The organism is Aestuariimicrobium soli, from assembly GCF_051192575.1.
GTDB classification, from domain to species: Bacteria; Actinomycetota; Actinomycetes; order Propionibacteriales; family Propionibacteriaceae; genus Aestuariimicrobium; species Aestuariimicrobium soli.
This window is the reverse complement of the sequence record NZ_JBPJSQ010000006.1, coordinates 94276-112239: the sequence shown is the minus strand read 5'-3', so window position 1 is coordinate 112239 and position 17964 is coordinate 94276. Positions and strand designations below refer to the sequence as shown.

9 protein-coding genes are annotated in these 17964 nt (G+C 70.6%); 6 read left to right on the top strand and 3 right to left on the bottom strand.

Annotated features, from left to right (window positions below; all coding sequences use genetic code 11):
• Positions 1 to 105: 105 nt before the first annotated feature.
• From ACSDQ9_RS07290 to ACSDQ9_RS07280, 3 genes are all read right to left on the bottom strand, one after another.
• Positions 106 to 933 carry an aldose epimerase family protein gene (locus tag ACSDQ9_RS07290; protein WP_435145550.1) on the bottom strand — a complete coding sequence of 276 codons (828 nt, stop codon included), beginning with the start codon at positions 931 to 933 and terminating at the stop codon, positions 106 to 108.
• A gap of 98 nt (positions 934 to 1031) precedes the next feature.
• On the bottom strand, positions 1032 to 1934 hold the full coding sequence (gene serB, locus ACSDQ9_RS07285; RefSeq protein ID WP_435145548.1) for a phosphoserine phosphatase SerB: 903 nt from the start codon (positions 1932 to 1934) through the stop codon (positions 1032 to 1034).
• Positions 1931 to 3064, bottom strand: coding sequence for a class I SAM-dependent methyltransferase (locus tag ACSDQ9_RS07280; protein ID WP_435145546.1), 1134 nt, complete (start codon positions 3062 to 3064; stop codon positions 1931 to 1933). The genes serB and ACSDQ9_RS07280 overlap by 4 nt, the downstream gene beginning before the upstream one ends.
• A 223-nt stretch (positions 3065 to 3287) precedes the next feature.
• Between ACSDQ9_RS07280 and ACSDQ9_RS07275 the strand changes: the two genes are divergently transcribed.
• The 6 genes from ACSDQ9_RS07275 (at position 3288) to ACSDQ9_RS07250 (ending at position 17957) form a co-directional block, all read left to right on the top strand.
• Entirely contained in the window at positions 3288 to 5564 is a 2277-nt protein-coding gene (locus ACSDQ9_RS07275; protein ID WP_435145544.1) for an FHA domain-containing protein, read from the top strand.
• 28 nt (positions 5565 to 5592) lie between these two features.
• Positions 5593 to 11733: an Ig-like domain-containing protein gene (locus ACSDQ9_RS07270; RefSeq protein WP_435145542.1), complete on the top strand. Its 6141-nt coding sequence runs from the start codon at positions 5593 to 5595 to the stop codon at positions 11731 to 11733.
• Positions 11734 to 11781: 48 nt separating this feature from the next.
• Positions 11782 to 12753 carry an AAA family ATPase gene (locus ACSDQ9_RS07265; RefSeq protein ID WP_435145539.1) on the top strand — a complete coding sequence of 324 codons (972 nt, stop codon included), beginning with the start codon at positions 11782 to 11784 and terminating at the stop codon, positions 12751 to 12753.
• Positions 12754 to 12773: 20 nt separating this feature from the next.
• Positions 12774 to 14045, top strand: a complete 1272-nt coding sequence (locus ACSDQ9_RS07260; RefSeq protein WP_435145536.1) for a DUF58 domain-containing protein — start codon at positions 12774 to 12776, stop codon at positions 14043 to 14045.
• Positions 14042 to 16576 carry a transglutaminase family protein gene (locus ACSDQ9_RS07255; protein ID WP_435145533.1) on the top strand — a complete coding sequence of 845 codons (2535 nt, stop codon included), beginning with the start codon at positions 14042 to 14044 and terminating at the stop codon, positions 16574 to 16576. Before ACSDQ9_RS07260 ends, ACSDQ9_RS07255 begins: the two co-directional genes overlap by 4 nt.
• 103 nt (positions 16577 to 16679) lie before the next feature.
• The gene (locus tag ACSDQ9_RS07250) at positions 16680 to 17957 is read left to right on the top strand and encodes an RDD family protein (RefSeq protein WP_435145530.1); all 1278 of its coding nucleotides are present in this window, start codon (positions 16680 to 16682) and stop codon (positions 17955 to 17957) included.
• Positions 17958 to 17964: the final 7 nt, after the last annotated feature.

Genomic DNA, 17964 nt, shown 5'->3' with positions numbered 1-17964 from the left:
CCCTTCGGGAAGCACGTTAGCCCAGCGGCAGGGGAGAGCACCCGCCGCCCCCGCACAACGCGGCATCGTGGTGCGCGAGTGCGTCCGCTCAGCGAGTGGGTCGGCTCAGCGGGCCTCGACCCTGATGCGGGTCACCAGCCGGTGGGTGGCGCCCGGCTCGAGCTGCAGGGCGTGGTCACGGCAGACCGCGGACTCGATGCAGACGAACTCCCGCCAGTGGTCGTTGGTCACCCCGAGGCCGGGGTCGCTGGCCGGCCGGGGGTTCCAGACCACGACCTGCGGCGATCCCTCGCGCTCCACGTGCACGGTGCGGGCCCAGCCGGGGTCGTCCAGAGTGAGCGGGCCGGTCACCTCGACCACCGCGTCGGTGCGGGGGCGCACGGGCACGGGGGCGTCGGGAATGGTGTCGACCCGGTCGCGCACCGCGTCCCAGTACCGGGATCCCTCGAGCCCGCCGATCGAGACGGCGGTCACGTCGGAGACGGCCAGGTAGGTGTGGTGGGCGGCCTCCACCCGTTGTACCTGACCGCCGTTGTTGGTGAACTCGAGCACCAGTTCGAGTGAGCCGGGGGTCATCGTGACCGTGTGCCAGACCTCGAGCTGGTCGTTGACCAGCCAGTGCCTGACCGTGAGTTCACTGCCGTCTGCCGACCAGTCCTCGTCCAGTCGCTCCCAGGCCTGACGCCGGGCGATCCCGTGGGCGGGTACGCCGCCGACCCCGAACCAGGGGAAACAGATCGGCACCCCGCCGCGCAGGTAGGGCCCGTCCTGGTCGTCGACGGACGATTCCCACAGCGATTCCGGCGCGTGCCAGAGCACGGGGTGGTCGCTCGTGGTCGGCTGCCACGCCATCACGTGGGCTCCGTGGTCGGCCACCCACCAGCGGCCGTCGTCGGTGCCGACTCCCTCGAGTTTGGTCAGTTCAGATCCCATGGTCGGGTGCCCTTTCCCCCTCAGATCGACGGTACCGGCACATCGACGGTACCGGCACAGCGACCGTACTCGTCTGGCACCGGGCGGGCAGGTCGAGGTCAGTCCTGGTGCGCGAGGGGGTCGGCCAGCAGCGCCAGCACGGCGTCGAGTCGCGGGAAGGTGATCGCGGCGTCGGCCTGCTCGGCCGTCACCGGCTTGGCGCAGTAGGCCACTCCGAGGCCGGCGGTGGCCAGCAGGTCGAGGTCGTTGGCTCCGTCGCCGACCCCCACACACAGGTCGAGGGGCGCATCGAACTCGGTCGCCCAGGCTCGCAGTTGGGTCGCCTTGAACGAGCGGTCGACGACGGGGCCGGTTGTTCGTCCGGTCAACCGGCCGTCGACCACCTCGAGCACGTTGGCGGCGAAGACGTCGATGCCCAGGTCACGGACGAGGGGTTCGACCAGGTTCACGAAGCCGCCGCTGACGACACCGAACCGGCCCCCGAGGGCGTGCACGTGGTCGACGAGTTCGCGGGCCCCGGTGCTGAGGTGCACGCTCGGCAGCACCTCGTCGAAGACGCTCACGGGCAGCCCCTCGAGGGTGGCGACCCGTTCAGCGAGCGAGGCGGCGAAGTCGAGTTCCCCCCGCATCGCGCGCTCGGTGATGGCGGCCACCCTGCGGCCCACCCCGGCGGCCTCGGCCAGCAGGTCGATCGCCTCGGTGGTGGTCAGGGTGGAGTCGACATCGGTGACGACCAGTCGCGGCGGGTGGATCGCCAACGGTCCCTGCACGAGGGCGTGGTCGCAGCCGTGATCGGCGGCCAGGTCGGCGAGCCGGTGGGCGTGTTCGTCCGTCGAGCTGGCCAGCGCGGCGATGCACCAACCCCAGTCGCCGGTGCGCATCTCCATCTCGAAGTCGTCGCCGGTGATGGTGGCGTCGTCGAAGAGGTCGAGCAGGTCGTCACCCGCGTCGTCGGGAAGGTCGCCGGGGCCGAACAGGACATGTCGCGCGAGGGTGGTCACGCCCCCAGCCTAGGCATGTGCTCGCGGGCACGCCCCGGTGGCCGGTCGTCCGCGGACGAGTTGACCAGGCGGATCACGGAGAACTGCCGGTCCTGCGCGACGCGCTCGGCTCCCGGATGTTGCTCGCGCAGCAGCGCCAGCCACGGCAGATGGGTGTTGTGGACGATCCACAGCTGCCCCTCGGGGGCGAGCCGCCGCGGGGCGAGCCGCAGCAGGTCACGGGTGAAGGTCGAGTCCTTGGCGATGCCCTGGTGGAAAGGCGGATTGGTGACGATCAGGTCGAAGGGTTCCTCGTGGCGGAGCAGGTCGAGCCCGTCGCCCCAGACCACGGACGAGCTCCCCTGGCCCCGGTCGAGCTGGTCGTTGGCGGCCAGGGTGAGCCGGGTGGCGGCGGCCCCGGCCCACGACAGGTCAACCGCCGTCAGGTGGGCGCCGGGCAGCGCCCGCACCAGGGCGGACGACAGCGTGCCGTTCCCCGAGCCCACGTCGAGCACCCGCAGCGGTCGCCCCGCTCGGGCACCGAACGAGCGGATGGAGCTCAGTTGACCGAGCAGCAGGCGAGTGCCGGGGTCGAGCCGGGTGGTGCCGAAGGTGCCTCCGTGTGCGGCGATGGTCAACCCGTCGCGTCGCACCCGGCGGGGCCACCGCGTCTCGGGGGGCACGGCCGGCACCTCGCGGGGCCCGTGGGCGTGCAGCACCCGGTGCTTGTCGCGTCCGCGCGAGCCGTGCACGTCGGTGTACCAGCGGGCCAGCACGTCATTCATCCGCCGCACCAGGTCTTTCTCGCGGGCGACGGCCAGCAGTCGCCGCACCCCGCTGGCGTGCGCCCAGCCTGCGTACTCGTCCAGGTGGTCGAGGGAGGTGGGCAGACGCAGCAGGCACAGGTCGGCGGTGATGGAGTCGTCCGGGGTGGTGCGGGTGGCAGCCGGCAGCAGGGCGTGTCGATCGGCCGGGTCACAGAAGGCCAGCACCGGGTGGCGCTCGCTGAGCTGGCCGGCCAGCTCGGGCTCGTCGATGACCAGTAGCCGATCGGGGCGAGTCGCGGGGTCGTGCCCGTGGGCGCCCGGGGACAGGCCCGCCTCGTCGAGCAGCAGTCGGGAGCCGGCGTCGGTGGCGAAAGTGCTGGCCATGACGACGAAGCTACCGCGCCCAGACGCCGCGTCACCCGGTCGTCGCACGGCTGTCACACGACTGTGCGTTGTCAACGATTCGGACACATTCGGCAGGCGAAGCGGCCGCAGATGGCACCGACGGTTGACACAATGGCCCCCTGACGCCCTCGGCGCGCGAGACCCGGGACGAACCCTTCGCGTGCTCTGGAACACGGGGACCCGCCCCGAAATGGAGGATCTGATGTCGCAGCGCTACGCCGCTTGGCGTGCCACCTACACCCCAGGACGGCACGTCGTGCTTGCCGGGCCCAGCTCGCTGGTGATCCTGCAGCCGGCGCCCGCCCACATGTCGACCCTGCTGAACGGCATCTGGGACGCGGTGGTCGACTCGGGTTCGATCGACGACCTGGTGTCGAGACTGAGCGCCTACCGCCTCGATCGGATGCCGAACTTCGGCGCCTTCTTCTGGGACGAGTCGGGCATGCATTCGCTGTGCCGTGGCCGTATTCAGGTGGTTGACCCACTGACGGGCGACGTGCTCAACACCGGCGAGGGCGTGGTCACCTGGCGCGAGGCGGGCATCGCCGCCGACCTCGTGCGCGTCGACATGGAGCCCGTCGACCAGGAGGCCGAGCTGCAGCTCCCCCTGATGGTGGGAGCGGTCAGCGCCTCGGCCATCGTGCTCGATGCCACCGGCACCACGCAGGCCTCGTTCCCGGCAGCCAAGGAGGGTGCGGACGAGGCCCCCGCCGCTCCCCAGAGCGAGCAGACCCCGGCCGCCGAGCCGCACCTGCGGGTGCTGCCCGCCGTGGCGCCCACCCTTGACCAACCGGACCTGGGTGACCAGCCCGGCCAGGGTGACCAGCCCGACCAGGCGCTGGACGTGGCAGCGCAGGCGGAGTTCGCCGACGACGAGTCGGAGCACGAGGTGGCCGAGGCCGATGTCACCGGATTCGGGGCGGCTCCGCGCCCGGTCGCGCCCTCGCCGGTAGCGGCCCCAGAAACGGGCCCGGGTGAGCCGGAATCGAGTGAGCCCGCTGCCAGTGAGCCCGCTGCCAGTGAGCCGGAGTCCAGTGAGCCGGAGTCCAGTGAGCCGGAGTCCAGTGAGCCCGCGCAGACGGAGGAGCCCGCGCCGTCGACCGGCGAGCCCATGAACCAGCGGGGAGGCGGCACCGGGGAGGACCCGGCGTTCGCGCTGTTCGGTGGGGGATTCGGCCCCGACGTGGACGAGCCCGAGTCGGACCAGGACGCCCAGTCGCCCGAGCGAACCGACGAGCCGACCGACGTGCTGCCCGCCGTTGATGCGGACGACGAGTCGACTGCCCAGGAGACCGGTTCGGACGAGGCGAGCCAGCAGCCCCAGCAGTACGAGCAGCAGGGGTATGGGCAGCAGGGGTACGGGCAGCAGGGGTATGGGCAGCCGTCGTACGGGGAGCAGCCTCAGCAGTTCGGCCAGCAGCAGCAGAATCCGTACGGCCAGCAGCAGAATCCGTATGGCCAGCCCCAGCAGAATCAGCAGCAGCAGTTCGGCCAGCAGCAGCCGCCACAGAATACCCACGGACAACAGCCGCCCCCGCAGAACCCTTACGGCCAGCAACCGCAGCAGCAGTACGGCCAGCAGCAGTACGGCCAGCAGCAGTACGGGCAGCAGCAATATGGCCAGCAGCCCCAGCAGAACCCTTACGGCCAGCAGCCCCAGCAGTACGGGCAGCCCCAGCAGTACGGGCAGCCCCAGCAGTACGGGCAGCCCCAGCAGTACGGGCAGCCCCAGCAGTACGGGCAGCAGAACCAGGGCCAATCCGCACCCTTCGGAGCGGGCGCCTTTGGGGCCCCCGTCTCGCAGCCGTCGGCAGCACCCCTGCCCCCGGTCTCCCAGCCCTCGGCTCCCGCCTCCCAGCCTTCCGCGCCGGCCTCCCAGCCTTCAGCGCCGGCCTCCCAGCCCTCCGCGGGCTGGGCCCCGAGTATCGGTCAGGCCGAAGAGGACGCCCACGATGGCGAGACCATCTTCGTGACCGGCATCGCCGCCACCCACAAGCCGGCGGCCGGCCACCGCGGTGCCGATGAGGGGCTGGTGCTGGCGTCGATGTGCGCGGCCGGTCACCCGAATCCGCCCGGCAGTCAGCGGTGCCGCCTGTGCCCGGCCCCGGTGGACGCCCGCAACCAGCGGCTGGTGAATCGTCCGAGCCTCGCCGTGCTGAGTGCCTCGTCCGGTGACCGCATCGACGTCGCCGGGCCGGTCGTGATCGGTCGAGCGCCGTCGACCGCCGGTCAGGAGCCGGGCGCCGTGACGCTCAAGGTGCCGTCGCCCTCCAGCGACATCAGCCGTAACCACGTCGTGGTCGCGCCGCGTGACTGGAACCTGCAGGTCACCGACCTGCATTCCACCAACGGCACCATCGTCCGGCATGAGAACGAGGCGCCGATTCGCCTCAACCCGGGCGAGAGTGTGACCATCGGAGTGGGCGATGTCCTGGATCTCGGTGACGGGGTCACGATCCAGGTGCAGTCCCCGTCCTGACCGGAGGTCCAGCTGACAGCGAGACGTGATGGCCCAACGTGAATCCCACCTGCGCGAATCCCGCCTGCTCCGACGAGCGGCGCGGGCGTTCCGTCGTGTCTGGGGGGCCGTGCTGGTGGTCACCCTCGCCCTGGGCATCTTGGTGGCCGCCTGGCTCGTCCCCGGTCTCAAGGTTCGCGACCTGCACCTGAACGAGGGCTCGATCTTCGCGGTCAACACCGCCGAATCGTTGGTCGGCAACCTCAACCTGCAGTCGGACGATCTGGCCAACGCCGCCCCCGTGGGTGCCGCCAACTATCAGGTGATGCAGGACGAGCGGATGGTCATCGTCCGCTCAACCAGCCCCAACCAGTTGTCGGCCTACGACCCGGCGAGCAACCAGATCGGCAGCCCCGTCACGCTGCCGCCCAACTCGGCGGTCACCTACGGCAACCGGGTGCTGGCGGTGGCCAACCCCGACAACGGTCGCGTCTGGTACGGCACCGTCGACCAGATGCTCGAGACCGACTTCCAGCAGGCCAAGGCCCAGCTCGAGGTCGGCGAGCAGGGCACGGCCACCGTCACCGTCTCGGGCAAGGTGATCGGGCTGTCTGTCGCGACCTCCGAACTCGTGCGACCCGATGGCTCGAAGGTGGCGCTGCCGTGGCGTCTGGATGCCGCCGCCGATGTGCAGCTCAGCGCCGTGGGCGACGTGGCCGTGGTGCTCGACCGCACCAGCCAGCAGGTGTGGGTCGAGGGCAATGAGCGCCCCAACGCGGTCGATGCCGGGTCGACGGCCCAGTTGCCCGCCCCGACCGGTGACCTGTCGGGGTTCGACGGAGCGCAGGCCATCTACTCCACCCGGGCCGGTCTGAACGCCCTCACCAAGAACGGCATCCGGTCGCTCTCGGGACTGATGAACCTGCCGCCGGTCACCCCGATCGTGGTGGGTGACTGCGTGCACGCGGTCTTCGGCAATCGCTACGTGAAGCGGTGCACCGGCGACGACGCCGCCACCGTGCAGGCCATTCCGGAGCTGCCGGGCTCGTCCGATCTGCACTTCCTCACCAACCGCGGTGCCACGGTGCTGAACGACTCCACCTCGGGCTACATCTGGCTGGTCGACAAGAACCTCAAGCTGATCAAGGACTGGACCCGGGTCGCCCCCGCCAAGGACACCTCCGAGAAGGAGTCGGAGGACACCGAACGCATCGTCAACCTCGATCGGACGAAGCCGAACCGCCCGCCGGTCGCCAAGAACGATCCCGGGCTGACCGCGCGCGTGGGCCGGTCGACGGTGCTGCGCCTGCTCGACAACGACTCCGACCCCGACGGCGACATCCTGACGATTCTCGGGCCACCGAAGGTGAAGGGCGCCTCGCTGGAGCTGATCCAGGGTGGCACCGGCATCCAGATCACCCTTCCCGCGGGTGCCAAGGACGTCGTCGACTTCAACTACACGATCTCGGACGGACGGGGTAAGACGGCGACGGCCCGTGCGAGCGTCAAGCCGATCCCGGCCGACCAGAGCGTGTCGAACCAGTTGCCGGAACACTTCCGCCCGCTGGTGAAGCTGCAGGTGAACTCGGGGCAACGGGCCACCAAGCGGGCGTTGCTCGACTGGCGTGACACCGACGGCGACGACATGATCCTGCTCGACGCCAAGGTCGACGGCGCCGACGACGAGGTGACCTTCACCTCCGACGGCACGGTCACCTTCCAGGACGTCGGCAAGACGACCGGCACGAAGAAGGTCGTCCTCACCGTCTCCGACGGCAATCCGGCGGGCAAGACGACCGTCTCGGAGATGCTGGTCGAGGTGGTCAAGGACAAGATCGTCCCGCCCGTGGCGAACGGTGACCAGGTGGCGACCCGCGTCGGCACCGAGGTGACCGTCGACCCGTTGGCCAACGACATCGGCAACAACCTGACGCTGCGCGAGCCCACGCTCGAGGGTGACCCCAAGAACGCCACCCTGACGCCGAACCACCAGGACAACACGTTCCGGTTCAAGGCCAGCGTCGAGGGCACCTACTACGTGCAGTACAAGGCCAGCAACGGCCCCTTCGACACCGGTCTGGTGCGCATCGACGTGGCCGGGGCGACCAGCCAGAACTCGCGGCCCGTCGCCGCCCGCGACGTGGTGCTGCTCCCGCCGGGAGGCTCGACCCTGGTCGACCCGCTGCTGAACGACTCCGACGCCGACGGCGACGTGCTGGTGCTGCAGACCGTCTCGTCCGACCCGCACCTCTCGGTGGTCATGGAGCAGCGTCGGTACCTGACCATCACCGCCGATCGCACCCCCGACAAGCCGGTGACGCTGACTTACCGCGTCTCCGACGGCACCTACACCGCCGACGGCACCATCGTGGTGATCCCGACCAAGTTGGTGGGCAGCCAGAAGCCGCAGGCCCAGCGCGACCAGGTGAAGGCCCGCGCGGGTTCGATCGTGACCATCAACCCGCTCGACAACGACTCGTCCCCGATCGGTCTGCCGCTGACGATCGACAAGATCGTCGAGGGGCCGGCCGGACGAGCGTGGGTCGACGGTGACACCATCCGGGTGGCGGTGCCGCCCACGTCGACCGGTGTCGGGCTGACCTACCAGATCCGCGACTCCGACGGGCAGACCGATTCGGCCTCCATCGAGATCTCGGTGGTCTCCACCGATGCCCAGAACGAGGCTCCTCAACCGCGGGCCGTCGAGGCGCGGGTGCTGGCGGGGACGACCAACCGCATCCTGATCCCGCTCGACGGCATCGACAACAACGGCGACCCGGTGCGACTGCTGGGGCTCGACCGCGGACCGACGCTGGGGCGGGTGACCCAGGTCGGTGACCACTACCTCACCTATCAGGCGTTCCCGAACTCGCAGGGCACCGACTCGTTCCGTTACAGCGTCGTCGACTCCTACGGGGCCGTCGGCGTCGGCGAGGTACGCGTCGGGGTGGCGCCCGCTGTCGGCGTGAACGCCCAACCCGTTGGCACCGATGACTCGATCACGGTGCGTCCCGGACGACCCGTGCACCTGTTGTTGCTCGGCAACGACTACGACCCCGACGGTGACAACTTCGGCTTCGCCGCCCGGGAACCGATCGACATGGCGATTCCCACGAAGGTGGTCAACAACAACGCCATCACCTTCACCTCGCCGACCAAGGTGGGCCAGGTTCCCGGCAAGTACTACGTGACCGACGCCCGCGGCGCCGACGGCTCCGGCACGATCACCGTCGACGTGCGCCAGAACGCGCCCAACCTGCGGCCGGTGGCCGTCGACGACCAGGTCGACGTGACCGCGATCATCGACAAGGACTACATCGAGGCCCCCATTCTCAAGAACGACTACGACCCCGACGGGGCCGCCAGTCGACTGCGGGTGGCCGTGCCCGCCCAGGAGGGCATCGAGGCGACCGCCGACCAGGCTGCCAAGACGGTGCGGGTGAAGGTGGCCGACCAGGCCCAGCAGGTGCGCTACACCATCACCGACGACGAGGGTGCGACCGCGACGGCCGTCATCAACGTGCCCGGCCGCAACGACGTCGTCCCCATGCTCAAGAACCCCAAGACCTCGCTGCAGGTGGTGGCGGGCCAGCGCACCACCATCGACCTGAACGATCTGGTGCGGGGCACCAACGGGCGGCGCGTGCAGCTGACCTCGGGCGACCGGGTGTTCAAGACCACCGGCGAGGTGATCCCGTCGATCGACAAGATCGACTGGACCCCGGCGATCGAGTACGAGGGCCCGGCCGCCATCGTGTTCGAGGTGATGGACAAGGTGCCCGCCGGCGACAAGACCGCCAAGCGCGCGGTCATCTCGGTGCCGGTGACCGTGAAGCCGGCCCCCAACCTCTCCGAGAACGACCGCAAGAAGAAGGCCAAGCTCGAACTGCCGCCCCGCCTGCGCGGTGACGCCCCGGTGATGAAGGTGGGCCAGGGCGAACCCGAGCAGCGCCTCGACGTCTCCGGCTACTGGGTCGACCCCAACGGTCAGGACTTCTCCTTCGACGAGTGGCGGATCGCCTCGGGGTCGGGCATCACCTGGCGTCAGGACGCCAGCCACTCGATGATCTACGTCACCGCCGGCGTGACCACCAAGCCCGGCACGATCATCAAGCTGCGCAGCCGGGTCGTCGACGCGGCCAACTCGTCCGTGGGAGCGGAGCTGACCATTCAGGTCGTCGGGTCGACCCGACCCCGCCCGACCACCGTCACCGACGTGGTGGACGACGCCAACGCCGGTCAGGACCGCGCCGTGGCGGTGCTCAGCAACGACAAGTCGAACCTGGTCAACAACACCGACCTGAAGCTGGTCGGCACCCCGCAGGTCGAGGCCGGCGAGGGCCGCGCCCGCATCTCCGGCGACCAGGTCGTGGTTCACCCCGCCGACGGGTTCGTGGGCACCATGACCGTGCGCTACACGGTCGTCGACGGCACCCTCGACCCCAACCGTCAGTCCGACGGCCGCATCCGGCTCACCGTGCGCTCGAAGCCCGGCCCGCCCGGAACCCCGCGGGGGGAGTCGGTGGGCGACGGCAAGGTGGTGCTCACCTGGACCGATGGTGCCGCCAACGGTCTGCCCATCGACTCCCGCGTCGTCAGCGGCACGTCGCCGGGCGGGGCATCGGTGCAGCAGTCGTGCGCGACCAACACCTGCACCATCACCAAGCTCACCAACGGCAAGGACTACACGTTCACCGTGACCCAGACCAATGAGTTGGGTTCGGCCACCTCGCGGCCCTCGGGAACGCTGCGACCCGACGTGAAGCCCGAGAAGATGAGCCCCCCGCGCGTCGAGTTCGACGACCAGGCGCTGAAGCTCAGCTGGGACAAGGGCGTCACCCGCGGTTCACCCATCGTGGAGTACCGAGTGACGATGGTCGGCACCGGCCAGACGAAGTCCACCAAGGGCACCTCGCTGGTCTGGGACGGTCTCGAGAACGGCAAGGACTACCAGTTCACCGTGGCCGCCTCGAACCGTCGCGCCGACGGCGGCGCCGGTGATCCCACGGGGTGGTCGGACGAATCCGAGGCCTCGCAGACCGAGCACCCGACCGGGCCGCCGCCCGCGCCGACGGCCGTCACCGCGCGCGACACCGGCCAGAAGCAGGGTGGCGAGGTCGAGATCAGCTGGAAGGCTCCGGTGATCCCGGCGCCCGCCAACCGCGATGCCGTGCAGTACCTCGTCTATGCCAATGGTCAGCTGATCAGCGGCGCCGACCCGATCGACGGCACCACGTTGTTGTTCAAGGGCGCCAACAACGGCACCGCTTACACCTTCACGGTGCAGGGCAAGACCCGCCACGAGAAGCCGGGCCCGATGAGTGCCCCCTCTCCCGAGGTGGTGCCCTACGGCGCTCCGGACCAATTGGTGGGCGCGAACATCGTCGGCAACGACGGCTCCCTGACCCTGCTGCTGCCCAACCGTGGCGAGGCGAACGGACGGGCGATCGACCGGGTGTTCGGCACGGTGCGTGACCGCAGCCGCGACCGCGACGTGCGCACCTTCGACCTGCCCGTCGTCAACGGCAAGGTGCAGGGCGTGATCCCGGTGCCCGAGAACGGCCCGCTCTACGACGTCGCCGTCTCGGCCTCGTCGGGGGGGAAGGACTCCACGCAGGTCGGCTACACCAACGGCACCCGGACGCACGGCGCCCCGCTGGCGCCGGTGGTCGTCCCCCACGGCGTGATCCAGGGCAAGAACAACCGGCCCACCATGCGGGTCGACGTCTCGCTGCCCAGTGACTTCTCCGACTCGACGGGGCGCTACTCCAACGGCAACCCCCTGGACGACCTCAAGGTCAGTGTCACCGGCGTCACCAATCCGGGCAGCCAGGGGGCCGACGAGGTGGCCTACGCCAAGGAGCTGGGCAACGTGCCCGGCAACGTGACGGCCGCGGTGCAGGGCACCTCGGTGTCGACCACGGCATCGATCACCCCGCCGATCGTGTGGCGTGAACTCGACGGCAAGCTGCGCGTCAGCGTCTCGGGATGGAGCCAGGCCAGCGGCGCCAACTGCACGGTGAGCGGCGGCTACAAGGGGATCAAGAACATCGACAACAACTCCTACGCCGACTTCGCCATGGACGTTCCGCCCGGCCAGACCCCGCCCCCCGACCCCGGCTCGTTCAGGATCAGCTGCAGCAACGGCGGCGAACTGTTCCCGGTCACCGCCGTCGTCACCGGCGGCTGAGACGCCCGACCACCACCCCCGAACCCACCCACACCACCAAGGACACCCATGGCCATCACCCCCGACCAGGTCAGCTGGTTCTCCGAGACCTTCGGCAACGTCGTCCGCAACGTCGAGCGGGTCATCATCGGCAAGACCGAGGCGATCCGGCTGGCGGTCACCTGCATGGTGGCCGAGGGACACCTGCTGCTGGAGGACTACCCGGGAACCGGCAAGACGACGCTCGCGCGCGCCCTGGCCCAGTCGGTGGAGGGCACGTCGAGCCGCATCCAGTTCACCCCAGACCTGCTGCCCTCCGACGTCACCGGCGTCACCATCTACGACCAGAAGTCGGGCCAGTTCGAGTTCCACCAGGGCCCGATCTTCGCCTCGGTCGTGCTGGCGGACGAGATCAACCGCGCCTCGCCGAAGACCCAGTCGGCGTTGCTCGAGGTGATGGAGGAGAGCCGGGTCACCGTCGACGGCAAGACGTACTCCGCCGGCAGCCCCTTCATGGTGATCGCCACCCAGAACCCCATTGAGCAGGCCGGCACGTACCGCCTGCCCGAGGCGCAGCTCGACCGATTCCTGATGAAGACGACGCTGGGCTACCCCGATCGCGAGGGCACCCTGCGCATCCTGTCCACCGGCGGCACCCGGCCGCGGTCGGCGGCGTTGGCGGCTGTGATCACCTCGCAGGCGGTCGCCGAGATGAGCCAGTTGGCCTCGGCCGTGCACATCGAACCGACGGTGCTCGACTACATCGCTCGGTTGGTCGAGGAGACCCGCACCACCGACGACGTGCGGTTGGGCGTCTCGATCCGCGGGGCGCTGGCCCTGGTGCGCACCTCGCGGGTGTGGGCCGCTTCGCAGGGGCGCCACTTCGTGGTGCCGGACGACGTCAAGATGCTCGCGGTGCCCTGCCTGAGCCACCGCATCATCCTCGACCCCGAGAGTGAGTTCAACGGTGTCACCGAGGCCGATGTGATGGCCCGCGTGATCGGCACCGTGCAGCCCCCGACCGAGCGCGCCTCGGCCTGAGAACGGTTCGTCGACCCCCCATGACCCAGACCGCGATTCCCCCCACCGTGCCGCCGGTTGCCCCGGCGACCGGTGGGTGGCAGCTTCCCCAGGCCGTCGAGCCGCCGACACTCGACGGCGCCCGGGGAGTGCTGCGCCGCATCGGTCAGGTCAGCGGGCTGACGGCTGCCGGGTGGACCGCCCTGCTGGTGGTGCTGGTGGCCGGTCTTCTCGGATGGCTGCTGCACTGGCACGAGTTGCTGGTGATGGCGCTGATGGTGATGGTGCTCGTCTTGGTGGCGCTCCTGTTCACCCTGGGACGGCCGCGGTACGCCGTGCGGCTCACGCTGGAGTCGAACCGGGTGCGCGTCGGCGAGACCGCCGAGGGTGCCCTGGCCGTGCGCAACGAGGCCGGGCGGCGCAGCTTCGGCTCGCGGCTCGACCTGCCCGTCGGCGAGCAGATGGCCAGTTTCTCGGTGCCGTCGCTGGGGTCGGGGTCGTCGCACAGCGAGGACTTCGTGGTGCCCACCGACCGTCGTGGGGTGATCGAGCTGGGTCCGGTGCAGTCGGTGCAGGGCGATCCGTTCGCCCTGTCGGGGCGGTCGACGACGTGGACGCAGATGACCGAACTGTTCGTGCACCCGCTCACCGTCGACCTGCCGGGTCGCCACACCGGCTTCGTGCACGACCTCGAGGGGCACGCCTCGACGCAGCTGACCAACTCCGACATGAGCTTCCACGCCCTGCGCGAGTACGTTCCCGGTGACGACCGCCGGCACATCCACTGGCGGTCGTCGGCGCGCACCGGTCAGCTGATGGTGCGTCAGTTCGAGGAGAGCCGTCAGTCGCGCGTCGCGGTCGCCCTCGACGTCAGCCGTGAGAGCTACCTCTCCGAGGAGGAGTTCGAGTTGGCGGTCAGCGTGGTCGGTTCGGTCGCGCTGCAGTGCGTGCGCGAGGACAATCCGTTGGCCGTCATGACCCAGACCGAGACGCTGCCCGCCGTCAGTGCCCTGCGGGTGTTGGACGAGCTGGCCCGCGTCGAGCAGGGCACGCGCGGGGGAGTGCTCGCCCTCGTCCGCGCCGTCAACGACCGCGAACCGGGTGCCTCGATCGTGGTGCTGGTCACCGGCTCCGGCCAGTCGCTGGAGCGACTGCGGCGGGCGGTGCGCGCCTTCGACGTCGACACCAAGGTGATCGCCGTCGCCGCCCAGCCCGACTCCGACCTGTCGGTGCGCACCGTCGCCAACACGACCGTGATGCGGGTGGACGACCTGGCGAACCTGCCGCGGGCGATGCGGAGGGCGATGGCATGAGTGATTTCTCGACCGATCCCGGTCTGCCCCCGTCGGACGAGACCCGCGTTCGCCCACGCCGGGGTGTCGAGGCGCCGGCCACCCGGGGGCGCGACTCACGCACGGGCCGTCGCGGCATCGCCCCGGAAACCGGGTCCGACGCCGCATCCCGGTCCACGACCAACTCGCCGGCGGGGCCGAGCCGGATGGCCACCCGCGGGCGCGCCGACACCGGGCGGACTCCACGCCGCCTCACCAGCCGCGCGCGGGCTCGCATCGACGCCCGGGTGCCGTTCGAGCGGGTGCGCGGTCCCGGGCGCCGGCTGTGGCTGGCCCTCGACGTGGTCGTGCTGATGATGCTCGCGGGGCTGCTGCTGGTCGGCTGGCTCCCCACCTTCGGGTGGGGATGGGTGGCCGTCACGGTGCTGGGCGGTTCCGCGCTGGGGCTGCTGGTGGCGGCCCTCGGGTGGCGGTTCCGTTGGAACACGGCCGGTGTGCTGGCCGCGGGACTGGTCGGCTGGTTCGGTCTGGGCGGCCTGCTGGCCATGCCCTCGTCCGCCCTCGGCCGGGTGGTGCCGACCCTGCGCACGCTCACCGGTCTGGCGACCGGTCCGGTGACGGCGCCCAAGGCGATCCTCACCCTGGAGCCCCCGATCGGCGAGACGTTCAACCTGCTGACGGTGCCGCTGCTGGTGGCGATGGTGGCGGCCGCCGCCGGCCTGTCGATCAGCCTGCGGTCGCGTCGTCCGACGTTGGCGTGGGTGCCGATGGGCCTCGCCCTGCTGGTGACCTGGGGGCTGGGCACCTCGGTGACGCGCTGGCCGGTGTGGACCGGCTTGGCCGCCGTGATGGTGGTGGTGGTGTGGACGAGCACTCGCCGTCGGATGATTCGCGAGACGCTGGTCAGCCAGCGCCGGCGCACGGCTTGGCTCGCACCGCTGGTCGGCGCCACCGTGCTCGCCGTGGCGGGCGGCGCCACCTGGGCGGCGGCCGAGGCGCTCACCCCCACGCACGCGCGCACGATCGCCCGGCAGGGGGTGCAGCCGCCGTTGCAGATCAACCGCTACGCCTCACCGCTGCAGCAGTTCCGTGGCCAGATCACCATGAACAAGACCACCGTGCTGTTCACGGTACAGGGTCTGCCGAAGGACTCCTCGATCAGGGTGGCCACGATGGACACCTACGACGGGCTGACCTACAACGTCAGCAATGCCGACGACGAGGGCTCGCAGGGTGGTCGTTTCACCCGGGTGGGGGCGCGCATCGTCGACCCGACCCCGGGCCAGGAGGTCGAGGCCGAGGTCACCATCGGTGCCTACCGCAACCCGTGGGTGCCCACCGTCGGCCAGACCACCGCGGTGCGGTTCGGCGGGGCCCGCGGGGTCGCGCTCAGCGACACCTTCCACTACAACCGCACGTCGGGCACCGGTCTGACCACCGCCGGCCTGCAGCAGGGCGACAGCTACACGATCACCGGGGTGGTGCCGCAGCGTCCCTCGGACGATCGGATCGCCGCCGCCGGGGCCGGCGACGCGAGCCTGCCGATTCCCGCAGGGCTGCCCGACACCATCAAGGACCTCGCCCTGAGGTGGACCGCCGGGTCGGTCAGTCGCGGCGACGCCATGCTCAAGCTCGAGCAGGCGTTGCAGCAGGGGTGGTTCAGCAATGGGCAGGAGAACGAGGTGCGCTCCCTGTCGGGTCACAGCTATGACCGCATGCAGGTCTTGCTCACCAATCCCGAGCAGATGATCGGCGACGAGGAGCAGTACGCCGTCGCGATGGCCCTGATGGCTCGCCAGCTCGGGGTGCCGGCCCGCGTGGTCTACGGCTTCAAGGCTCCCGAGGGTGGCTCCGGCGACGTGCGCGGGCAGGACGTGCGCGCCTGGACCGAGGTGCAACTCTCAGGTCTGGGGTGGGTGGCGTTCAATCCGACCCCCGACCACGACCGGGTGCTGAAGAAGGTGGACGAGCAGACCCCGCCTCGTCCGCGACCCCACGTCGACAACCCCCCGCCGGTGCCCAAGAAGCCGAAGGCTCCCCCCGGCGACAACAACCTCGAGGTCGATGAGGCCAAGCCCCCGGCGGACGAGACCCCCATCGACTGGCGTCGCGTCGGCACCGTGGCGGCCGTCGTCGGGTTGCCCGCGATCACCCTGGTCGGGCCCGTCGTGCTCATCCTGGGGCTGAAGACCCGGCGGCGACTCCACCGCAAGAACGACCCGGTGGTCGCCAACCGCTTCGCCGGCGCGTGGTCGGAGCTGGTCGACAAGGTGCGCGATCTCGGGCGCAGCCCCGCGCCGACCGCGACCCGCTCCGAGCAGGCCGAGACGTTGGCCCTGCAGTTCCCCCGGTTGATCGAATCGGCCGACCCGATCGCGCTGGCCAAGCGGGCCGACGCGGTGGTGTTCAGCCCCGACCGGGTCGACGAGGAGCAGGCCACCGACTTCTGGCGCACCATGGGCGAGGCCGAGAAGGGTGTGCGGCGGTCGGTGTCGTGGTGGCGCTGGGTGCGCTCGCGATTGTCCACGCGCTCCTTCCGGAGCTACCGATGAACCCGCGGTCTTGGCAGACTGGCAACAACGTCGACCGGGGGACGCCCCCGCAGCAGGCGGTAACCGAGCGGTCACGCGGGTGACGACAGGGGTGAGGACGACCATGGCGAAGAACATGCCGACGGGGGTGCAGGTGGCCCCGCTGTGGCGGCGCGTCGTTGCCCTGCTGATTGATTCCGTGGTGCCCGCCCTGTTGGTCGTCGCGCAGACGGCGCTGGCCTCGCGCCTCGACTCCTCGCAGGTGCTGGTCACCACCCTGGTGACCGGCATCATCGGGCTGGCTTGGTTCGTGTTGCTGTGGTGGTCGTACGGCACCCGTGGTGCGGGCCCGGGCTATCGCCTCATGGGGTTGCAGCTCGTGGGGTTGCTCGACGGCAAGCCGCTCGGATGGGGGCGGTGGATCGTCCGCCAGTTGGTGTTCGCGGCCGTGGGCGGCACCGGCGTCGGCCTGATCGCTCTGCTGATCTTCCTGGTCATCCACGAACGCCGCCAGGGCTGGCACGACCTGGCTGGCAAGGCGGTCGCGATCCGATCGCTCGCGTCGGCATCCGAGCCCCGGCAGCGGACGACCGCCACCCAGACCCGCGCCCACTCCACCACGGTGGCCCTGCCGCCGCACCTGGTGGCGGCGGCCTTCGACGGCTCCGCCCACCAGAACTACGGGCAGCAGGGTGACGGGCAGGCTTACGGGCAGCAGCCTTACGGGCAGCAGGGTCCCGGAGGGGCGCCGGGCGGGGGCGGGCCCTCGTCCCAGCAGCCGTCGGCGCACGCCGCTGCCGGTGTCACCGAGGACACGGGCTGGCGGCCGCCGCCGCGCCCGGGGTCGCAGCCCGCGACCGGTGCGCCCAGCGGGTGGGGGCAGGCACCCTCGTCCGCACCCCCGCAGCACCAGGAACCCAACCCGCCGCAGTCGGCGCCCTCGGCCAACCCGATGCAGGAGACGGCGGTGCGCGTCGTGCAGCGTGAGGCCCTGCCCGAGGACGACGAGTACGGCACCCGGCTCGCCCCGGCGCGCGCGAATGTGCCCAGTCGTCCCGGTCACCAGGGGTGGTTCGTGCAGTTGGACGACGGCCGGCGCGTGCCGGTCGAGGGGAAGGTGCTGATCGGACGACGCCCGAACCAGCCCACCGACGGCACGACCGCGACCCTCGTCGAGGTGGGCGAGGGCGGTCACGCCATCTCGAAGGTGCACCTGGCGCTGGGGGTCGATGCCCGGGGTCTGTACGTGACCGATCTGGGCTCCACCAATGGCACCGCGCTCGTGAACCAGGCCGGTGAGCTCGACCCGTGCCAGCCCGGCGTGCAGACCCGGGTGAGGGAGGGGCAGACGGTGAGCTTCGGCGACCGCAGCCTGGTGGTCATGCGGCAGCCCGCGCTCTGAGCGCCCT